This is a genomic window from Pseudomonas guariconensis, assembly GCF_024127895.1.
In the GTDB taxonomy this organism is placed as follows: Bacteria; Pseudomonadota; Gammaproteobacteria; order Pseudomonadales; family Pseudomonadaceae; genus Aquipseudomonas; species Aquipseudomonas guariconensis_B.
Map to the genome: position 1 here is coordinate 276,052 of NZ_JAMYBK010000002.1, position 19,342 is coordinate 295,393.

At 63.7% G+C, this 19,342-nt stretch carries 11 protein-coding genes; 4 read left to right on the forward strand and 7 right to left on the reverse strand.

Going from position 1 to position 19,342, the window contains the following annotated elements:
* Nucleotides 1–147: 147 nt before the first annotated feature.
* The 3 genes from NJF35_RS03840 (at nucleotide 148) to NJF35_RS03850 (ending at nucleotide 4,827) form a co-directional block, all read left to right on the forward strand.
* Nucleotides 148–3,048 carry an aminotransferase gene (locus NJF35_RS03840; protein ID WP_253090683.1) on the forward strand — a complete coding sequence of 967 codons (2,901 nt, stop codon included), beginning with the start codon at nucleotides 148–150 and terminating at the stop codon, nucleotides 3,046–3,048.
* 300 nt (nucleotides 3,049–3,348) lie between these two features.
* On the forward strand, nucleotides 3,349–4,458 hold the full coding sequence (gene aguA / locus NJF35_RS03845; protein ID WP_225786618.1) for an agmatine deiminase: 1,110 nt from the start codon (nucleotides 3,349–3,351) through the stop codon (nucleotides 4,456–4,458).
* A gap of 171 nt (nucleotides 4,459–4,629) precedes the next feature.
* Nucleotides 4,630–4,827, forward strand: coding sequence for a hypothetical protein (locus NJF35_RS03850; protein WP_225786862.1), 198 nt, complete (start codon nucleotides 4,630–4,632; stop codon nucleotides 4,825–4,827).
* 77 nt (nucleotides 4,828–4,904) lie between these two features.
* Here the strand turns inward: NJF35_RS03850 and NJF35_RS03855 are convergent, their stop codons facing one another.
* Entirely contained in the window at nucleotides 4,905–6,989 is a 2,085-nt protein-coding gene (locus NJF35_RS03855) for a TonB-dependent receptor (RefSeq protein WP_225786617.1), read from the reverse strand.
* Between the two features lie 552 nt (nucleotides 6,990–7,541).
* Here NJF35_RS03855 and NJF35_RS03860 point away from each other — a divergent pair.
* A complete protein-coding gene (locus NJF35_RS03860) occupies nucleotides 7,542–8,831 on the forward strand; it encodes an OprD family porin (protein ID WP_225786616.1) in 1,290 nt (429 codons plus the stop codon).
* A 30-nt stretch (nucleotides 8,832–8,861) separates the two neighbouring features.
* Here NJF35_RS03860 and NJF35_RS03865 read toward each other — a convergent pair whose 3' ends face one another.
* The 6 genes from NJF35_RS03865 to NJF35_RS03890 form a co-directional block, all read right to left on the reverse strand.
* Complete coding sequence (locus tag NJF35_RS03865) at nucleotides 8,862–10,532, reverse strand: FMN-binding glutamate synthase family protein (RefSeq protein ID WP_225786615.1); 1,671 nt, start codon at nucleotides 10,530–10,532, stop codon at nucleotides 8,862–8,864.
* A gap of 322 nt (nucleotides 10,533–10,854) precedes the next feature.
* Nucleotides 10,855–11,997, reverse strand: a complete 1,143-nt coding sequence (locus tag NJF35_RS03870; protein WP_253090684.1) for an ankyrin repeat domain-containing protein — start codon at nucleotides 11,995–11,997, stop codon at nucleotides 10,855–10,857.
* A 67-nt stretch (nucleotides 11,998–12,064) separates the two neighbouring features.
* On the reverse strand, nucleotides 12,065–12,541 hold the full coding sequence (locus NJF35_RS03875) for a hypothetical protein (RefSeq protein ID WP_225786613.1): 477 nt from the start codon (nucleotides 12,539–12,541) through the stop codon (nucleotides 12,065–12,067).
* Nucleotides 12,538–16,932: an RHS repeat-associated core domain-containing protein gene (locus NJF35_RS03880; protein WP_253090685.1), complete on the reverse strand. Its 4,395-nt coding sequence runs from the start codon at nucleotides 16,930–16,932 to the stop codon at nucleotides 12,538–12,540. The genes NJF35_RS03875 and NJF35_RS03880 overlap by 4 nt, the downstream gene beginning before the upstream one ends.
* 11 nt (nucleotides 16,933–16,943) lie before the next feature.
* Entirely contained in the window at nucleotides 16,944–17,378 is a 435-nt protein-coding gene (locus NJF35_RS03885) for a DcrB-related protein (protein WP_253080277.1), read from the reverse strand.
* A gap of 15 nt (nucleotides 17,379–17,393) precedes the next feature.
* Complete coding sequence (locus NJF35_RS03890; protein WP_253080276.1) at nucleotides 17,394–19,334, reverse strand: type VI secretion system tip protein VgrG; 1,941 nt, start codon at nucleotides 19,332–19,334, stop codon at nucleotides 17,394–17,396.
* Nucleotides 19,335–19,342 lie beyond the last annotated feature (8 nt).

Genomic DNA, 19,342 nt, shown 5'->3' on the forward strand with positions numbered 1-19,342 from the left:
ACTAGCTTGGCGGCTCGGGGGCCGGGTTACAAGCGATGCCGTCGAGCCTTTGCCGGCCTTGACCGATCGACATAGTCATCGCCTGCCTCTTGTATATCGGCAGCAGCGGTGGCGATATAAGCGACAAAAAAACGAGGTACCTTTTCCATGCCCCTCAGCACCCTGATCCAGCGTTCCAGCCAGCCCAGCCCCTCGCTCGGCGAAGCCCAGGCCCACGCCCTGCTGCGGGCGCACTACGACCTGGAAGGGGCCTTGCACCCCCTGGGCAGCCAGCAGGACCTGAACCTGTGCCTGGACAGCGCCGAGGGCCGCTTCGTGCTCAAGGCCTGCCACGGCAGCTATGCCGAGGTGGAGCTGCAGGCCCAGCATGCAGCGCTGGCCTACCTGCGCGCGCAGGGGCTGCCGGTGCCGGCGGTACGCCAGGCCCGCGACGGCCAGGACCTGCTGACGCTGGACATCGACGGCCAGCCGCTGCGGGTGCGCCTGCTCGACTACCTCGACGGCCAGCCACTGACCCGCCTCAAGCACATGGCGCCGTGCCTGATGGCCGAGCTGGGCGGCTTGTGCGCTCGAGTCGACAAGGCCTTGGCAGGCTTCGATCACCCAGGCCTGGAGCGCACCCTGCAGTGGGATCCACGCCATGCACAGGCGCTGATCGGGCACCTGCTGCCAGCCTTGCAGGACGACAGGCGGCGTGCGCAAGTCGAGCAGGTCACCCGTCTTGCCGTCGAGCGCCTGCAGCCCCTGGCAGGGGCGCTGCCGAGCCAGGCCGTGCACCTGGACATCACCGACGACAACACCGTCTGGGCCCGCGACGCCGAACGCCAATGGCAGTTGCAGGGCGTGATCGACTTCGGCGACCTGTTGCGCACCTGGCGCATCGCTGACCTGTCCGTCACCTGTGCGGCCCTGCTGCACCACGCCGAAGGCGATCCGCTGCGCATCCTGCCGGCGGTCAGTGCCTACCAGGCCATCAACCCCTTGCAGGAAGCCGAGCTGCGTGCGCTGTGGCCGCTGGTGCTGATGCGTGCCGCAGTCCTGGTGCTCAGCAGCGAAGAGCAATTGCGTGTGGAGCCCGGCAACCAGTACATCCGCGACAACATCCCCCACGAATGGGAGATCTTCGATACCGCCTGCAGCCTGCCCTTCGCCTTGATGGAGGCGGCGATCCTGCAGGCTGGCGGGCACGCCCTGGCACCACTGGCACTGGATGGGTGCGTGCCGTTGCTGCCGGCCCTGGCCGGGCAGGCCGTGGCACGGCTCGACCTGGGCGTGCTCAGCCCGCACTGCGAGGCGGGCAACTGGGAGCAACCCGGCTTCGACCAGCGCCTGCTGGCTGCGCAAGCCACCCCGGCCTGCACCCTGCACGGCCAGTACCGGCTGTCGCAGACCCATGTCGATCGCCCCCAGGAGCCGGCCACCTGCGCCCTGGGCGTGGAGCTGAACGTGCCGCCTGGCAGCGTGCTGCAGGCGCCAGCAGCGGGCACCTGGCAACGTGATGGCGATGGCCGGGGCTGCCTGCGCACCTCGCACTGGAGCCTGTGGCTGAAGGGGTTGGAAGAGGCGCCGGCGGATGGCCAGGCCCTGGCCAAAGGGCAAGTGCTGGGAACCACCTGCGGCTTCCTGGGCGTCCAACTGTGCCGCGACGACGGCCAGCAGCCCCCGTTCTTCGCCATGCCCTCGCAGGCCCAGGCGTGGCTGGCCCTGTGCCCGTCGCCACGGCCCCTGCTCGGCTTCGATTGCGACGCCGAACCGCTGGTCGACCCGCAAGCCCTGCTGGCCCGCCGCGAGGCCAGCTTCGCCCGTTCGCAGAAGCACTACTATGCGCAGCCACCGCATATCGAGCGGGGTTGGCGCAACTACCTGGTCGACATGCAGGGCCGCTCCTATCTGGACATGCTCAACAACGTCGCCGTGCTCGGCCATGGCCACCCGCGCATGGCGGCCGAGTCGGCCCGGCAGTGGTCGCGGGTCAACACCAACTCGCGCTTTCACTACGCGGCCATCGCCGAGTTTTCCGAGCGCCTGCTGGCGCTGGCGCCAGAGGGCTTCGACCGGGTGTTCCTGGTCAACAGCGGCACCGAAGCCAACGACCTGGCCATCCGCCTGGCCTGGGCCTACAGCGGCGGGCGCGACCTGCTCAGCGTGCTGGAGGCCTACCACGGCTGGTCGGTGGCCACCGATGCCATCTCCACGTCCATCGCCGATAACCCCCAGGCCCTGGAGACCCGGCCAGACTGGGTGCACCCGGTGGAAGCGCCCAATACCTTCCGGGGCCGTTACCGTGGCCCGGACAGCGCCGCCGGCTACCTGCGCGATGTCGAGGCCAAGCTCGCCGACCTCGACGCGCGCGGCCGGCAGTTGGCCGGCTTCATCTGCGAGCCGGTGTACGGCAATGCCGGCGGCATCGCGCTGCCCCAGGGCTACCTGCGCCAGGCCTATGCCAAGGTGCGCGCGCGTGGCGGGGTGTGCATCGCCGACGAGGTGCAGGTGGGCTACGGCCGCCTGGGCGAATACTTCTGGGGCTTCGAGGAGCAGGGTGTGGTGCCGGACATCATCACCATGGCCAAGGGCATGGGCAACGGGCAGCCGCTGGGGGCGGTGATCACCCGGCGGGAGATCGCCGAGGCGCTGGAGGCCGAGGGCTACTTCTTCTCCTCGGCCGGAGGCAGCCCGGTCAGTTGCCGCATCGGCCTGGCGGTGCTGGACGTGATGCGCGACGAGGGCCTGTGGGACAACGCCCGCGAGGTGGGGCGGTATTTCAAGGCGCGGTTGCAAGCGCTTGTCGATAAACATCCACTTGCCGGCGCCGCCCATGGCTCGGGCTTCTACCTGGGGCTGGAGCTGGTGCGCGATCGCCAGACCCTGGAACCGGCCAGCGAGGAAACCAAAGTGCTGTGCGACCGGCTGCGCGACCTGGGGATCTTCATGCAGCCGACCGGCGACTACCTGAACATCCTCAAGATCAAGCCGCCGATGTGCACCACGCGGGAGAGCGTGGATTACTTCGTCGACAGCGTCGACCGGGTGCTGGGGGAGGATCTCTAGCGGCGGTAGGGCGCAGACGTTCAACTGCTGCCGGGGGCCGCGAAGCGGCCCCCAAATACCACCTGAGACGTCTCAGCCAGATTTTTATCGTTCTAGGCGGCAGCCTTATGTCGGTCAAGTCTGTTTTTTGGCTTTTAAAGTCGATATTTATCGGTTATAAATTTCGCCACGTCACCAACAGGAACCCGCCACGACCGCGGAAGGTGTGCTGGTGCATACTTTCGACCTGGATGGCCCGCTGGAATCCTGATCGATCAACGACCCGGCGCAACCGGCGCCGGGCCTTCGCAGAGGTTACCCATGAAAACCCTCAACACCACCCCGCGTGCCGACGGCTTCCACATGCCTGCCGAGTGGGCTGCGCAAACCCAGGTCTGGATGGTCTGGCCGGAGCGCCCGGACAACTGGCGCCTGGGCGGCAAGCCGGCGCAGGCCGCACACGTGACCCTGGCCAAGGCCATCGCCCGCTTCGAGCCGGTCACCGTGGCCGTCTCCGCCGGCCAGTACGAGAATGCCCGCCGTCAACTGGACCTGCCCAACATCCGCGTGGTGGAAATCAGCAGCGACGACGCCTGGGTGCGCGACACCGGCCCGACCTTCGTCATCAACGACCAGGGCGAAGTGCGTGGGGTGGACTGGGGCTTCAACGCCTGGGGTGGCTTCGAGGGCGGCCTGTACGCGCCCTGGAACCGCGATGAGGCGCTGGCGGCCAAGGTCCTGGAGATGGAGCGCTGCCAGCGCTACCACACCGAAGGTTTCGTGCTCGAAGGTGGCTCGATCCATGTGGATGGCGAAGGTACCCTGATCACCACCGAGGAATGCCTGCTCAACCGCAACCGCAACCCACACCTGAACCGCGAGCAGATCGAAGCGATCCTCCGTGAACACCTGGCGGTGGAAACCATCGTCTGGCTGCCGGAAGGCCTGTACAACGACGAGACCGACGGCCACGTCGACAACTTCTGCTGTTACGTCAGCCCCGGCGAAGTGTTACTGGCCTGGACCGACGATTCCAACGACCCCAACTACGCGCGCTGCCACGCTGCCTACGACGTGCTGAAGAACAGCCGCGACGCCAAGGGCCGCGAGTTCGTGGTGCACAAGATGCCGATCCCGGGCCCACTGTATGCCACCGAAGAAGAGTGCGCCGGTGTCGACCAGGTGCTCGGCAGCCAGGAGCGCAACCCGTCGGTGCGCCTGGCCGGTTCGTACGTCAACTTCCTGATCGTCAACGGCGGGATCATCGCGCCGAGCTTCGACGACCCGGCCGATGCCCAGGCCCGGGCGATCCTGGCCAAGGTTTTCCCGGATCATGAAGTGGTGATGATCCCGGGCCGCGAACTGCTGCTCGGCGGTGGCAACATCCACTGCCTGACCCAGCAGCAACCAGCGCCGGTCAAGCGCGGTTGATGTCCAGGGGCCGTGAAGCGGCCCCTTTCTTTTCCTGGCGATGGCCGGTGGGGGGCATGGCACAGGATTTGTATTGTTTTTTCATTGTGTTTCATACAGTTAGGCCTACGCCGTTCTGTAACAAAACCAACGTAAGTTAACCGCTCACGGCCCCAGGGAGTACGTGTGGAGATGAATGCAGCAAGTGAGTCGGTTTTGCCCCCCTCGGCAGTGAACCACCAATCGCTCAGGATCCTGACGCAGTGGTTGAAACAGCATGGAAGCCATCCGGTCAGGACGACCGACCCACGACGTCTGCTGGATGGGCGATACCCTCAAGGCCTGATCAGCGAAGCGGAGCTCGAGGCGCTGTTGGCTGACTGGCATTGACCCGGGCAGGAGCCCTGCAACGAAAAACGCCACCGCATGTCGCGGTGGCGTTTTTCGTTGCAGGGACTGCCACAGGGTCAGAAGCTGTAGGTCCCGGTGACCACCAGGCTGCGCGGCTCGCCCGGCTGGATCTGCGCCGCACTGGTCGCCGAGCTGTAGTAGGTCTTGTCGGTGATGTTGCTCAGCGCCGCACGCACATCCCAGTCATGGGTGCGGTAGCCGGCCAGGGCGTCCCAGCGTCCATAACCTGGCATCAGCGTGGTGTTCTGGTTGTCGGCATAGCGCTCGCCCACCAGGGTCAGGCCGGTCTCGGCGTACCAGCCCAGCTCCGGCTTCCAGGTGATGAACAGGCTGCCGTTACGCTTGGCCACGTTGTTGATGCGGTTGCCTTCCTGGCCGTTGTTGTCCTTGACGAGGGTCGCGTCCTGGATACCGATGCCGCCGCGTACGTACCAGTTGCCAACGATGTTGCCGGTGGCGGTCAGCTCGATGCCGCGCGAGCGCTGCAGGCCGCTGAGCAGGGTGATGGTGGGGTCGTTCGGGTCGCGGGTGCGGCGGTTGTACAGCTCCAGCTCGTAGAGGGCCAGGGTGGTGGTCAGGCGCTCGTCGAGCCAGTCGCTCTTGACGCCGATCTCTTTCTGCCGGGTGTGTTCCGGGCTGGTCTGGTTGGCATTGCCCGTCGCGCCCGGGGTGATGCCGATCAGCCCGCCACCGACCGGCGAGAAGGTCTTGCTCCAGGAGGCATAGAAGGAATGCTCGCGCCAGGGCGAATAGACCACGCCCAGGCGTGGGCTGGTGCTGGTGCTGTCCTGTTTCTCGGACAGGCCGTTCAGCCTGTTGGTGGTTTCCACCTCGAAGCGGTCGAAGCGCACGCCGGCGAGGATCTGCCACTGATCGTTCAGGCGGATCTGGTCCTGCAGGTACAGGCCACGGCTGTCGACCACGGTGTGGTTGTCGCTGGTCACCGTCATCGGCCCGTTGTGCTGCTGGCTGCGGTCGGGGTTGTCCAGGTCCACCCCTGGTACCGACGGGCCGGCGGAGCGCAGCAGCGGATCGCGGCGCTGGTTGCCGATCTCAACGCCGACCAGCAGCTTGTGTTCCAGGCCCCAGGTGGCGATGTCGCCTTCGGCTTCCAGGTTGTTGAACAGGTTGCGGGTGTTCAGGTCCTGCTGCCAGCGCTGGCGGGAGACCAGGTTGGTGCTGGGGGCGTAGCCGGTCAGGTAGGTATTGTCGAACTCACTGTCGAGCTTGAACAGGCCCAGGGTGTGGCGCAGTTGCCAGTTGTCGCTGAGCTGGTAGTTCAGCCGCGAACGCAGCGACTGGGCCTTGTCGTCGATGAAGTCGCGCTGGGTATCGCCGTAGGTGGTGTCGCGCCCGACATCCGCCGGGCGGCCGTCGACGCCAGGGATACCACGGTCCGGGGTACGGTTGTAGCGGCTGTACTCGTACTGCACCAGCCAGTTCAGCTCCGGGGTGAGTTGCCAGCTCATGGATGGGGCGAACAGCTGGCGGTTGCCGTCCACGCCGTCGCGGAAGCTGTTGCTGTCTTCGTTGCCCATGTTCAGGCGCAGGCTGAGGGTGTCGCTGGGGTCGGCGCTGAGGTCGGCATACAGGCTGCGCAGGTCTTCGCTGCCGCCACGGGCCTCGATGCTCGAGCGGCGGCCGTGCTCGGGTGCCTTGCTCACCCGGTTGACGATGCCGCCCTGGCTGCCACGGCCGTAGAGCACCGCTGCCGGGCCCTTGAGCACTTCGATCCGCTCGATGTTGTGCAGGTCGCGCACGTACTGGCTATCGTCGCGGATGCCGTCCAGGTAGAAGTCGTTGCTGGCATCGAAGCCGCGGATACGCACGCTGTCGAAGCGGGTGTCGGCCCCGCTGCTGACGTTGGGGATGCCTTCGAGGGCCTTGCCCAGGGTATTGCTGCCGTAGTCCAGGAGGTTGTCGGTCTTCACCGTGTCGATGGCCTGGGGTACGTAGCGCACCGGCGTGGAGGTACGGGTCGCGGTGCTGACTTCCTTGACCCTGGGGGTGTCGCGCTCACGGTCGCTGTCGGCGGTGACCGACAGCTCCGGCAGGGTAGTGGTGGCGGCATTGGCCAGCCCGGCGCTGAACAGCAGCGACAGGCCCAGCGTCAGGGGTGACAGGCGGCAGGGAACAAGCATGGACACATCCGAAAGGGCGGTAGGTGAAAAATGGATGCGGATGATAATGCTTGTTATTTGCTCTTGCTCGGGTATTTGTAAGCTCTTGTCTTTACATATGTATCACTTTGTTTCTACGACTTTAGTCGTAGATGTTTCGTACTTATGGCGACTCGAATACCGGCCCGTCAAACGGGCGTCTTGGGGCCGCTTCGCGCCCCCGGGTCCCGAGCCATGCGGGTAACCCGGGAGTCTCCTTCCACCCACTGGCCGGGGCAGTTGCCGACAAGAGGCAAATTGTCCAGAAGCTGGAGGGATATGGCCACGAACACACCTGCCAAACGCATGATCTTGGTTATAACCACCTGCATTTCACGATTTTTTGACATGCCGAAGCACAGGCGGCTAGGATTCGGCCAACGCCTGCTGGCCATGACTTGGCCATGCTGCTGCGAGGCCCGCTGCTGGCGGGCCTTTTCAGTTCGGATCCGCATAGCGTCGAACCTACGAAGGGGCGTTGGTTCCTGGCGTCATATTGCAGAGCGTTTTTGATTAAGAAATAAGGAAAACAACATGTTGAAAACCAGGATCAGCCTGGTCGCACTGGCGATGATCGCCGCGACTCAGGCCCAGGCCAACGAACAGGCCGAAAGCAAGGGCTTCATCGAAGACAGTAGCGCCAGCGTCCTGCTGCGCAACGCCTACATCAACCGCGACAAGAAGCACGGCACCAACGACCAGATCGAGTGGGGCCAAGGCTTCATCGGCACCTTCTCGTCGGGCTTCACCCAGGGCACCGTGGGCGTGGGCGTCGATGCCTTCGGCCTCTACGCCATCCGCCTAGACGGTGGCAAGGGCCACAACGGTGGCGCGGGCGTCGACTTCTTCAAGCCGAGCGACACCGAGCCATCCAACTCGCCGCACAACCTGGCCCGTGCTGGCGCCGCCATCAAGTTCCGTGTCTCCAACACCGTGCTCAAGTACGGTGACCAGATGCCAGCGCTGCCCGTGCTGCAGTACGACGACGCGCGCCTGCTGCCGGAAAGCTTCACCGGCACCATGATCACCTCCAAGGAGATCAAGGGCCTGGAGCTCAACGCCGGTCGCTTCACCCAGGAAGCGCGCAAGAGCGCCGAAGGTCGCGACAGTGGCGGCCTGAAGTCGATCAACGTGTTCGGCGGCAGCTATCAGTTCACCGACAACTTCACCGGCTCCCTGTACACCTCCGATGTCGAGGACGTGCTGAAGAAGCACTACCTGGGCCTGAACTACGTCCACGCGATCGCCGACGACCAGTCCCTGACCCTGGACTTCAACGGCTACAAGACCAGCATCGACAGCAAGTACGAGCGTGAAGCTGGCCTGACCGGCGACTCCAACACCATCTGGAGCCTGGCAGCCACCTACGCCTTCGGCCCTCACTCGGTGACCATCGCCCACCAGCGCAGCACCGGCGACACCGGCTACAACTACGGCTGGTACCAGAACCGTGGCGGCGTGGGTGACGGTGGTTCGACCATCTACCTGGCCAACTCCTACTGGTCCGACTTCAACGCCGAGGACGAGCGCTCCTGGCAGATCGGCTACGGTCTGGACTTCGGCGCCTTCGGCGTACCTGGCCTGACCTACAAGCTCGCCTACGTGCGTGGCGACAACATCAACACCCACGGTTTCGGCGAGGGCAAGGAGCGCGAACTGTTCAACCAGATCCGCTACGTCGTCCAGGAAGGCCCGGCCAAGGACCTGTCGGTCAAGGTGCGTAGCTCCATCGTGCGTACCAACACCGCAGTCCGCCAGAACGGCTACAACGACGACGGCAACGAAGTCCGCGTATTCGTCGAGTACCCAATCAGCATCTTCTGATCCTGATTCGGCGTTACCAGCAGCCCCGGCCTATGCCGGGGCTGTTTCTTTCCGGCGCACCGTGGCCATCGGTACGACCGCCTCGGTGTCACTGACCTGGGGTGCGAAGCTGTCGCTGCGGGCCATTCGCCACATCCGTGCATAGAACTCGCTGTCGATCGAGCCGCTGAGCAATTCGCCCGGTTTGAGGAAGTGGTGCAACTGGGAGAACAGGCTGATCTCGCTGGGGCTGATGCGCCGCGCCAGGTGCTTGGGCTTGAGCGCCGAAGGGTGTTCCAGGCCGGCGGCGGCGAGCATTTCTGCCAGGGCATGCAGCGTGTTGCGATGGAAGCTGGCAACCCGCTCGGCTTTTTCCGGCACCACCAGCGCGCGCTGGCGCAGCGGGTCCTGGGTGGCCACGCCGGTCGGGCACTTGTTGGTATGGCAGCTCTGGGACTGGATGCAGCCAATGGCGAACATGAAGCCACGGGCCGAGTTGACCCAGTCGGCGCCGAGGGCCAGCACGCTGGCGATATCGAAGGCGCTGACGAGCTTGCCCGCCGCCCCGATACGCACACGATCCCGCAGGTTCAGCCCCACCAGGGTGTTGTGCACGAACAGCAACCCCTCGCGCATGGGCACGCCCATGTTGTCGCTGAATTCGCGAGGCGCCGCGCCGGTACCGCCTTCCTTGCCGTCGACGACGATGAAGTCCGGGGTGATGCCCGTGGCCAGCATGGCCTTGGCGATCCCCATGAACTCCCACGGATGACCCAGGCAGAACTTGAAACCGACCGGTTTGCCGCCCGATAGCTCGCGCAGGCGGGCGATGAACTGCAACAGCTCCACCGGCGTGCGGAAGGCGCTGTGGGCTGCCGGCGAGATGCAGTCTTCACCGACCCGCACGCCACGGGTGGCGGCGATCTCCGGGCTGACCTTGTGCCCAGGCAGGATACCGCCATGGCCGGGCTTGGCGCCTTGGCTGAGCTTGATCTCGATCATCTTCACCTGCGCATCGCCAGCCTGTTCGGCGAAGCGCACCGGGTCGAAACGGCCATCTGCCGTCCGGCAGCCGAAGTAGCCGCTGCCGATCTCCCAGATCAGGTCGCCGCCATGCGCACGGTGGTAGGGGCTGATGCTGCCTTCGCCAGTGTCGTGGGCGAAATGGCCCAGGCGTGCGCCCTTGTTCAGCGCGGCGATGGCATTGGCGCTGAGGGCGCCGAAGCTCATGGCCGAGATGTTGAAGATCGAAGCGCAGTAGGGCTGTCGGCACTGCGGCCCGCCGATGTCGATGCGAAACGACGCCGGGTCGGGGGTCGCGGCTGGCAGCATCGAATGGCTGATGAACTCGAAGCCCGGCTTGTAGGCATCGTTGAGTGTACCGAAGGCTTTCTCGGCACTCTCGTTCTTGGCCCGGGCATACACCAGCGAACGCTGCGAACGGGAGAACGGCAGCTTGTCGTCGTCGCCCTCGATCAGGTACTGGCGGATCTCCGGGCGGATGGTCTCGATCAGGTAGCGGATGTTGCCCAGGATCGGATAGTTGCGCCGTACCGCATGATGGCGTTGGCGCAGGTCGTTGAGGCCGACCAGGCTGAGCAGGGCGGTGACCAGGGTGACGGGCCAGAGCCAGGCGTGCTGGGCAAGAAAGGGAAGGCTGGCGAAGGTGAACAGCAGGCAGGTGGCCAGGCAGGCGTAGCGGGTGGGAAGCGTGTGTTTCATGGGTCCATCGCAGGCAGGATGACCCGCACTAGGATAGGCAAAGGGCGCCCGCGGAAAACCAGGGGTTTTGGTAAAAGACTCTTACCCGAGGTGTGGATTGTGCCGATGTGCAGCGCTGCGCTGTGCCGAAGCCAACCCGGCGTGCTCCTGGCTGCCCAGCGGCTGCCCCTCGAACCAGCACCGGGCATGGCCCATGAGGGTTCCGGGTAAGCCACCTCATATTCGATGGCAATCGCTTCTTTAGTTTCCGAGCAGTTGGGTCACAGTGCACACCCTGTCATTTCCGAGTCACCTGACCGGCGCTGCCATCTCGCCAACGGGGTCAGGCAGGGATGGCCAGTGCCAGTGTCTTCCAGCTCGCCGTTCGCTTGCGTTCGACCAGCGTTGCCAGGGCCTTGGCGACGGGAGCGCCCTTGCTGGTGAACTTCACCGGCGCCAGCATCAACAGGGTGACACGCTCCTCCTTCGGTATGGCTTGCGCGGCAGGCTCCTCGTTCCAGAGCTTGTCCACCACCAGCATGGCATCCACGGCCTCTGGCCAGGGCAGGTCCGCATATCCCGGGTCGCTGCGCTGAATCAACATACCCTCGCAGAGCGGCCCGTGCTCCAAGGTCTGTCGGGCGAGGCGTGCCAGCAACTGCACCGGGAAGTTCCAGGCACCGTGCTGCGGCAGTCTGGCCTGGGGCAGGGCCCAGTCGCCCGGTAGGCAGATGAAGAGTTCGGTCATCGGTACGGCCTGGTACAGGCCGACAGTGAACAGCAGCTTGAAGTCGCTTTTGCCATCCAGCAGGCTGACATGCAGTGTGGTGCGAGGATCCTCGCTGGGCGGGCTGAAGACGTTCGGCAAGACCCACCCAGCGGTGTTGTGCACGAAGGTGACAATGGCCTGCTCCGCACCTTCGGCATCATCCGCTTCCACCTCAAGGGTGCTACGTGCCCCATGGGATAGCAGCAAGTCGGCGGTGTGTGGATGATCCCATGCCCGGGCGGCATCGAGCGCGCTGTCGTTGAAGCGCAGATGCAGGCGATTGACCTCGGCACCACGCGCCAGGAGCAGTGCGACCACCTCTCGGTGGCCTGACTGGGCGGCTGCATACAGGGGAGGGCAGACACTCAGTGGCAGACCATCGACCCAGGCACCGGCATCGAGCAGGCATGCGCAGGTCTCCAGGTGCCCTTCGCTTGCGGCCTGTGCGAGAGCAGTGCCATGCCCTTCGTCAACGAACGGCTGGTTCGGATCCAGGCCCAGCTCGAGCAGCAGGCCGCAGATCTTGGTTTGCCCAGCCCTGGCAGCCATATGCAGCAGGCCTTCTTCACCGGCCTCGCCATAGCGTGGCAGGGCCAGCAGGTCTGGGTACTTCTGGGCAAATGTGCGCACTCGCTCCAGCTTGCCCTCTTCGATGTCGTCGTAAAGGCGGTCCAGCTTGGTTTCGTGCTTTTCGTAGAGTCGTTGCCGGTCGGTCATCGGATGAAAGTACTTGGTTTGAAGGCCAGGTCCATCGCTGCCGTTATCTTTGTGGTGTGGTGCCGAATCACGGAATCGGCCGATCAGGAAAGTAATGCTCGATAGGCAGGCCGCTGTTTTCGAACTCGTACATCACTCGCCAGGTGAATGTGCTCATCCAGGCATTGATGATGCGCTGGGCGTGATGACGGTCCTCCGTCGATTGGGTCCGGGACAGCAGGGCCGTTCGTTTCTTGCCTTTGAGTATCGAGATGGAAACCTGATATTCGATGGGCGAGATCTCCTCGTCACCCAAGGGGCTGCACCAGACATCGAGGGTGGCAGTGACAGGCAAGCCGCTGTCGAATGTTCGCTCGCTGGAGGCCATGAAGATGTCGTCGGCGAAAAAGTTCTTTGCGGCGAGAAAGCGGGCATGCTCGTCGGTGATGCCGGTGAGCAGGACGGGTGAGGCATCGATGAAATTATTCTTCGATACCTGCCAGCCGGTAGGTACCAGCAGTTCTGCGAGAGGATGGGCCAAGGCGATTTCTTGAATGATGTTCATTTTTGCGACTTCAGGTAGGTCATATAGTCAGCCTGGGAAATGGGGTGTCCATGGAATTCAGGCATTGGTGTATCGGTTACTTCTACCCGGACATACTGGGTCGGTTTGCCGTTATTGAATCCGATGGGTTTCCCTGCATCGTGAATGTAGTAGGAGGAGCCCTTGTTGCCCAGATCGATTTCGGTACCGTGCCGCAGCGCGTCTTTCTCCACTTGGTTACGGAACGCTGTGACTTGTTTGGCTGTAGCGTTTTCCGGCAAATCCTTGCCCCAGTATTGAGCCGCTCCTCCACGCGACGACAAGCTTTGAGCCTGTGATTGCGTCTTGGCCTGGGTATGTTTCGTATAGGTGGCCGAACGTGAGTGATGGCGATTCCTGCGTGCCAGCTTCGGACAGCCGGCGGTGAGCCCGAGCGGGTCTATCCAGCCGAGCGGGTTTGGACTGTAGAGATAGAGATTCCAGCCCCCAGCCAGTCCGAGGGGGTCTGGTTGGGTGAAGCGTCCAATATCCGGGTCATAAAACCGGAATGTGTTGTAGTGCAGGCCCGTCTCGCGATCCAGGTACTGCCCCTGGAACCTGAGATTCTGTTCCTCATCATGACCTGGGGCACGCCATTCTCCGATACTGTTGCCCCATACCTCGTAACGGGTTTCCCACCTGGTATCGCCATCCTCTGACGTCAGTCGTAGTGGCAGCCCATTGAGGTGATTGTGGAAATGCAGCACTTGTTGATGGGCGCCTGCGCTGTCGATGCGTGCCAGTGGTTCATGACCGGCATCGGTATAAACGTACAGGCTGCTTCGTCCGTTGCGACGCTCCTCCAGCAAACGCAGGCCGTCCCAGGTGAACTCGGTCCTGCCGACAAGCAACCCTTGCGGGGTACGCTCCTCCTTGGCGATGCGTCGTCCCAAGGGGTCGTAGTGCATGGACACTACAGTTTCGCGCCCGGCGCACAGGTTACGGACCTCAATCAGCCGATGTTCGGCATCGTAGCGAAACCGTTGAATGCCTCGCCTGTTGCTGCGCTTTTCGACCAGTCGGCCGAAACCGTCGTAGCGGTAGTGCTTGTCCTGATAGCACAGCAGGCGGTTATGACGGATAGGTGGCTTCCCAGACCTGTCGAGCAGGTTGGCTGCTGCATCGTAGTGGAAGTGTTCGTACTGGCCTGCGAGTGGGTCGTGGCGCACGAGTATTCGGCCTGTCGCGTCATAGCCTAAAGACTCTAGGGTGTTGCCCTGGGTTTTCAGGGCCTGGACTTCGACCAGGTTGTTGCCGCCATCGTAGGCGAAGTGCTGTCGCGCCACCGACAAGGGGTTAATTGTCTGGTCGGCTGCATGGCTACCACGGCTGCGCAAACGCCCCACCGGATCGTACTCGCTGCGGCACAGCAGCCGCCCTTGAGTGCGCGTGACCTCACGGTGCAAGCGGTCGCGTTCGAAATCCGCAATGACATGTCCATTGAGGTTCAACTGATGCAGATGCCCGGAGCCATACATCAATCTATTCAACTGGCGACCGTCACCAAGACGTATCCCAGTCAGGTTACCCAGCTCGTCGTAGCTGTATGACAGGCTCCCCCGTGCTGTCCGTTCCTGCAGCAATTGACCGAGCCTGTCATAAGTGAAGTCCAATGTTTGCCGAATACCGTCAGGGCTTGTGGATTCCACTGAGGTCAACTGGTCCAGTGCGTCGTAGTGATAGTCGGTGCGACCATCGGACGTGATCTTGGCAACCAGCCTGCCTGCGGCATCGCGTTCGAGTGTATGGACGATGGGCACCTCGGGGCTGCCAGGTTCGGGGTGAAAGACCAATCGGACCAAATTACCCAGGCTGTCATAGGTGTATTGCTTGCAGGTGTCGTCGAGGTCTCGTTGCTCTACGAGGCGATCATCGGCATCCCAAGAGAATCGATAGCTTTCTCCATTCTCGTTTCTCAACCGCACAAGCCGGCCTTGGGCGTCATACTCGAAACCAACCTGGCGACCAGCGGCATCCACTTGGCGACTGACCTGTCCACGTCGGTTGTACTCGTAGCGGGTGACATGCCCGGCCGCATTGGCATGAGCGAGCAGCAATCCTTCCGTCGAGCGTTGGTATTGCTCGCGATTGCCATCTGGACGTTCCAGGCACAGTAGCCAGCCCCGCGCATCATGGGTGTATCGAGTAGTGCGACTCTCGGCATCGATCACCTGGCTCAGGTGGCCCCGATGGTCATAGGCGTAGCGGGTTGGAAAGCCCGAGCAATCAACCTCTTCGACGAGCAACCCCAGGCGGTTCCAGCGGCGGGTCGTCGATTGGCCGGCGGCGTTGGTAACCGCCACGACCTGCCCATGTACATCATAGCGATAGCGGGTAACGTTACCCTGCGGGTCACATTCCCGAACGCAGTTGCCGCGTTGGTCGTAGTGGTAGTGCCAGCGATTGCCCATTGGGTCCAGATGGGTCCGGGGCAATGCCCAGTGTTCGAGCCACTGTGTCGATTCGCTTCGCCCCAAGGGGTCGATGGTTTGTGAAAGATTGCCTGACTCGTCGTAGAAATATTGCCAGCGCCCACCTTGCGGGTCGGTGGCAGCCAGCAGTTGACGCTCATCGTTCCACTCGAAGCACCAGGCCTGCGCCATTGCGTCGATATACTCAGTGATCTGGTACTGGGCGTTCCACCGACGAATGCTGACACGCTGCAAATTATCGGTGATGCGGGTCAGGCCAGCGCTAATGTCGTAGTTGAAGCAATACTCGTCACCTGCGCAGGTCCAGTGTCGGGAAACCCGGCGTTCGCCTTCGATGTCCTGCCATTCGTAGTAACACCGAAGCCCGGACGCTGTCTGGTGCTCGATCATGTGCCGATGGTCGTCATAGGCGAAGCGGCGCCGTAGGCGACCTTTCTCGTCAAGCACCTCGCAGAGGTCGCCCTGTTCGTCGTAGCGATAACTGGCCAGTGTCTCCAGGCTCCCATCGTCATGAACGCGCTCGATGGTACTGACCCGAGAGGGCCACTGTGGGCTGTAGTGCAGCTGTATGCGTACCAGGTCGAACGTGTCGCGCAGGCCCGACAGACGTCCACGCTCGTCATAGTGCAGGTAGAGCCGATTGTCGTTGCGGTCTCCCAGTTGGCTCAAACGCAGGTGTGCGGGTTTTTCGGGGCTGGGCTCGAAGAGGCGGTAAAGGCCTTCGATGTCCTCGATGAGCAGTTCGCCATTCAAGGCCCGGCGTACGCTCAGGCCTTCGCCGGGGCTGAACACAGCATCGCCGGGCGGGATGTGACCCATGTCTATCACCCGTGCCTGCTCGTCCGTGTACAACAGGTGCTCACCGCCTTCTGGGTCGGCCTCGATGCGTACGAAGACTTCGTAGGACACGCTCCAGCCGGCACCAAACAAGCCGTCGCGCCGCTCGTCCCTACTACTGTAGAAGCGTTGCCACTCCAGTGGTATCAGGGCCGCGAGCCTGAAATCCTGCTCGTCCTCGCCACCCAGGACTTTCGCACCCGTGGCAGCGTGCACGGGGTTCGGTGAGCCAGTGATCGCACGAGTCAGCGCACCGGTCACCTGTCCGCTGACGAAACTGGTGGCGCCACCGACTAGCATGCAGCCGAGCTTGCTGTAGAACTTGCCCCCGCGTCCTCGCAACATCATCAGAGCCGTGACTGCCAGACCGACGCCGGGAGTCTTGCCGCTGCGGATTTCACGCACCACGATCGGTTCGCCACCAATGCGTACATCGCTGGAAATCAGCCCGGAATCGACGATTACACCCTCGCAGGTACTGCGGTCGCCGCTGCGAGCGGCGGGTTGGCCGTTGATGCTGACCTTACTCGAACCCTCGGCAATGTACTGTGGCGGCATAGCCGGGTGCTTGCTGCAGATGACCTTGTCGTCATCGGCCGGTGCAGTGTTGGGGGCCGGTGACGCGACCGTGGGACGCCACAGTTGCGAGAAGAAGCCCTGGGCCATGTCGAGGAAGGTTTCCTCCTCGGGTTCCTCCTCTGCAAGCGAGGCGTCCGCAGGAGGAGGCGGCAGGACCACGCCAGCGGCACGTGCGGCTGGCTTGCCGTTGGTATGGGTGTCGTGCGAGCCGGTGGCGATGTTGGCCTGGATGGACGGCGGGAACAGCGCATTGCCGATCCCTTCGCAGAATCGGCTGAGTGCCGTATCGGCGCCGGTACTGGCCATGGCCACGCCCACCACGACACCGACCACCGCGCCGAGCACGAAGCAGCCCAGGCCTCCGGTGGCGGCAGTGATGCCAAGCGCGGCGCCAACGGCAGCGGTGGCCAACGCACCGATGGCAACGGTCGCCGCCACTTCCAGCACGCCGCCGACGATGTCTGCCAGCATCGAGGTGTGCATCAGTGCGTCGCCTTCGCGCGCGGCCCAGAGTGCGTCGGACATCGCAGGTACCGTCAGGCCAGGCTGTCGAAAGCGAGCGATTGCTTGATCGCGCCCCAGTGGCCTGCCTCGGCCTCGCCCATGGGCTGCGCCTTCACGTAGCTGAGGGCGAACATCTTGCGGGTGCCAGGCAAGACCAGGGCGAGCTGGTACTGGAAGACCTTCTCTTGGCCTTTGCTGAACTGACTGCTCAACTCGATACCGTCGATATCCTGCGCCGCGCCAAGGCGCACGCTCTGCGGAGCCTGGAAGCGCAGGTCCTGGACCTGTTGCTGCAAGCGTTGCAGCTGGCTGTCGAAATTGCTCTGCAACGTTTCGCCATCGGCCAGCAGGCTGCGGCTGATCACCAATGAGGTACCCAATGCCTCGAATCGCAGGATGTTGATGCTGTTGTCACGCACGTCGGCGTCAGGCAGCGCGAGGTGGAACTCGTTGACGCGGTAGATCATGTATTCGTTGTCCTGTTACTGGCCGGCCTTGGGGAATTTCGCCTGGACCCTGCCATCGATGCTGCCCTTGCTGCCGTCCTGGCCGGAGGAGGTGCCTGGCGCCCCGCCGATGTTCAGGTCGAGCGTGCCTTCGGGGGTATTGATCTGGGCATGGTCCTTGGCGTTGATGTTCAGGCGCACACCGGTGAGGTTGATTTCACCGTTGGCGTTGAGTTCGAGCACGCTATCGCCACAGACCAGGCGCAGTTTCTCGCCAGCCTCCATGAGGTAGGTCGTGCTGATGCTGTCGGTCTTGCTGGCGCCTACCAGCAGGGTGTCGTGGTGGCGCACCGCGCGGATGCGATCCTGGCCGATGGTCACCATTTCGATCATGCCGACACTCTTGGTACGGCTGATACCCACCGACAACGTCTCGTTCTGCTCCACCACCGTGTCCATGTTGCGTTCGGCATGGATGTACAACTGTTCGGCACCCTTCTTGTCCTCCATACGGATCTCGTTGAAGTTCGCCGGGCTGCCGCCTTTGCTGGAGCGGCTCTTCATGCCGCTCTGGGTGGCGCCTGCGGGCAGGTCGTAGGGCACCGTCTGCTCGGCGTTGTAGACCCGTCCGGTGATGATCGGGCGGTCGGGGTCGCCCTCGAGGAAGCTGACGATCACTTCCTGGCCGATCCGCGGGACCTGCATCGAGCCCCAGTTCTTGCCGGCCCAGGCCTGGGATACGCGGATCCAGCAGGAGCTGTTCTCGTTGGACTGGTCGTGGCGGTCCCAGTGGAAGTGCACCTTGACCCGGCCGTACTGATCGGTCCAGATCTCCTCGCCGGCCGGGCCGACCACCACCGCGGTCTGCGGGCCCTTGACGATCGGCCGCAGGGTGCTGGCCACCGGGCGGTAGCTCTGCTGGGCGTCGATGCAACTGAGGTTGCTCTCGAACTGGGCCGATGCGCTGCCGCCACCGGTTTCCAGGCGCTCCTGGGCTACGTAGTAGCGGGCGGCGACGATCAGGTACTCGCGGTTCTGGTCCTGGCGGGTGAAGCCGGTGAGGTTGAACAGGTGGCCGCTGCCCAGGCCCCGGGCATTGCCGCGCAGTTCGACCCGCTCGTGCAGGCTTTGCAGCGCTTCCAGGCGGGTGCGGGCGTAGTGCTCGCCATCCTGGGTCTGCGCATAGGCGCCGGGGTAGTCGTACAGCGGATAGTCGCCGGCCTGGTGCGGGCGCGGCATGGCCGAGCGCACGTCGATGCGCGCGCTGGGGCGCTGGAAGTCGTAGTCGTTGAGTTCCAGCGAGCCGGGCTGGACTTCCTGGGCCAGGTACCAGTCGTTGATGTGGTCGCGCTCGCGATGCTGGCCATCCGGCGGGTAGAAGGGCACCGACTCGTAGCCGGGGGCCTGCTGGTGGGCGCCGTAGGCATCGGCCAGCACCAGCACATGGCGGTCCTGCTCATGGCGGAAGAAGTAGTAGATGCCTTCTTCCTCCATCAGCCGGCTGACGAAGTCGAAGCTGGTCTCGCGGTACTGCACGCAGTATTCGCGTTCCCGGTAGCTGCGGCTCAGGGCGTCCTCGAAGTCGGAGAAGCCCAGGTCGCGAAACACCTGCTTGATGATCTGCGGCGCGCTCTGGTGCTGGAAGATCCGGCAGTCGCTGGTGCGGGTCAGCAGCCACAGCCAAGGCCGCAGGGTCACCCGGTAGCTGGCGAACTGGCCCTTGTCGACCGCCTGGCTGCAGCGCGCGACGATGCCGTGGAAGTGGCGCCAACTGCCCAGGTTCAGTTGCAGCGACAGGCTCATGGGCTTGCCCAGCAGCTGGTTGAGGTCGATGGCCGGATCGTCGCTGGTCAGCTGCAGCTCGTAGTCGAACAGGCGGCCGAGCTCTTCGCTGCCGCCCATCTCGCTGAGGATCAGCACGTCCGGCCCCAGGGGGCTGTTGATCTGCGCCAGGCGCGTGAATTGCTTGAACAGCATGGGTCGTC

Bases quoted from the DNA above. Each gene is read 5' to 3' on its own strand.
- NJF35_RS03840 (WP_253090683.1), top strand. From the start codon at position 148: ATGCCCCTCAGCACCCTGATCCAGCGTTCCAGCCAGCCCAGCCCCTCG.
- aguA (WP_225786618.1), top strand. From the start codon at position 3,349: ATGAAAACCCTCAACACCACCCCGCGTGCCGACGGCTTCCACATGCCT.
- NJF35_RS03850 (WP_225786862.1), top strand. From the start codon at position 4,630: ATGAATGCAGCAAGTGAGTCGGTTTTGCCCCCCTCGGCAGTGAACCAC.
- NJF35_RS03855 (WP_225786617.1), bottom strand. From the start codon at position 6,989: ATGCTTGTTCCCTGCCGCCTGTCACCCCTGACGCTGGGCCTGTCGCTG.
- NJF35_RS03860 (WP_225786616.1), top strand. From the start codon at position 7,542: ATGTTGAAAACCAGGATCAGCCTGGTCGCACTGGCGATGATCGCCGCG.
- NJF35_RS03865 (WP_225786615.1), bottom strand. From the start codon at position 10,532: ATGAAACACACGCTTCCCACCCGCTACGCCTGCCTGGCCACCTGCCTG.
- NJF35_RS03870 (WP_253090684.1), bottom strand. From the start codon at position 11,997: ATGACCGACCGGCAACGACTCTACGAAAAGCACGAAACCAAGCTGGAC.
- NJF35_RS03875 (WP_225786613.1), bottom strand. From the start codon at position 12,541: ATGAACATCATTCAAGAAATCGCCTTGGCCCATCCTCTCGCAGAACTG.
- NJF35_RS03880 (WP_253090685.1), bottom strand. From the start codon at position 16,932: ATGTCCGACGCACTCTGGGCCGCGCGCGAAGGCGACGCACTGATGCAC.
- NJF35_RS03885 (WP_253080277.1), bottom strand. From the start codon at position 17,378: ATGATCTACCGCGTCAACGAGTTCCACCTCGCGCTGCCTGACGCCGAC.
- NJF35_RS03890 (WP_253080276.1), bottom strand. From the start codon at position 19,334: ATGCTGTTCAAGCAATTCACGCGCCTGGCGCAGATCAACAGCCCCCTG.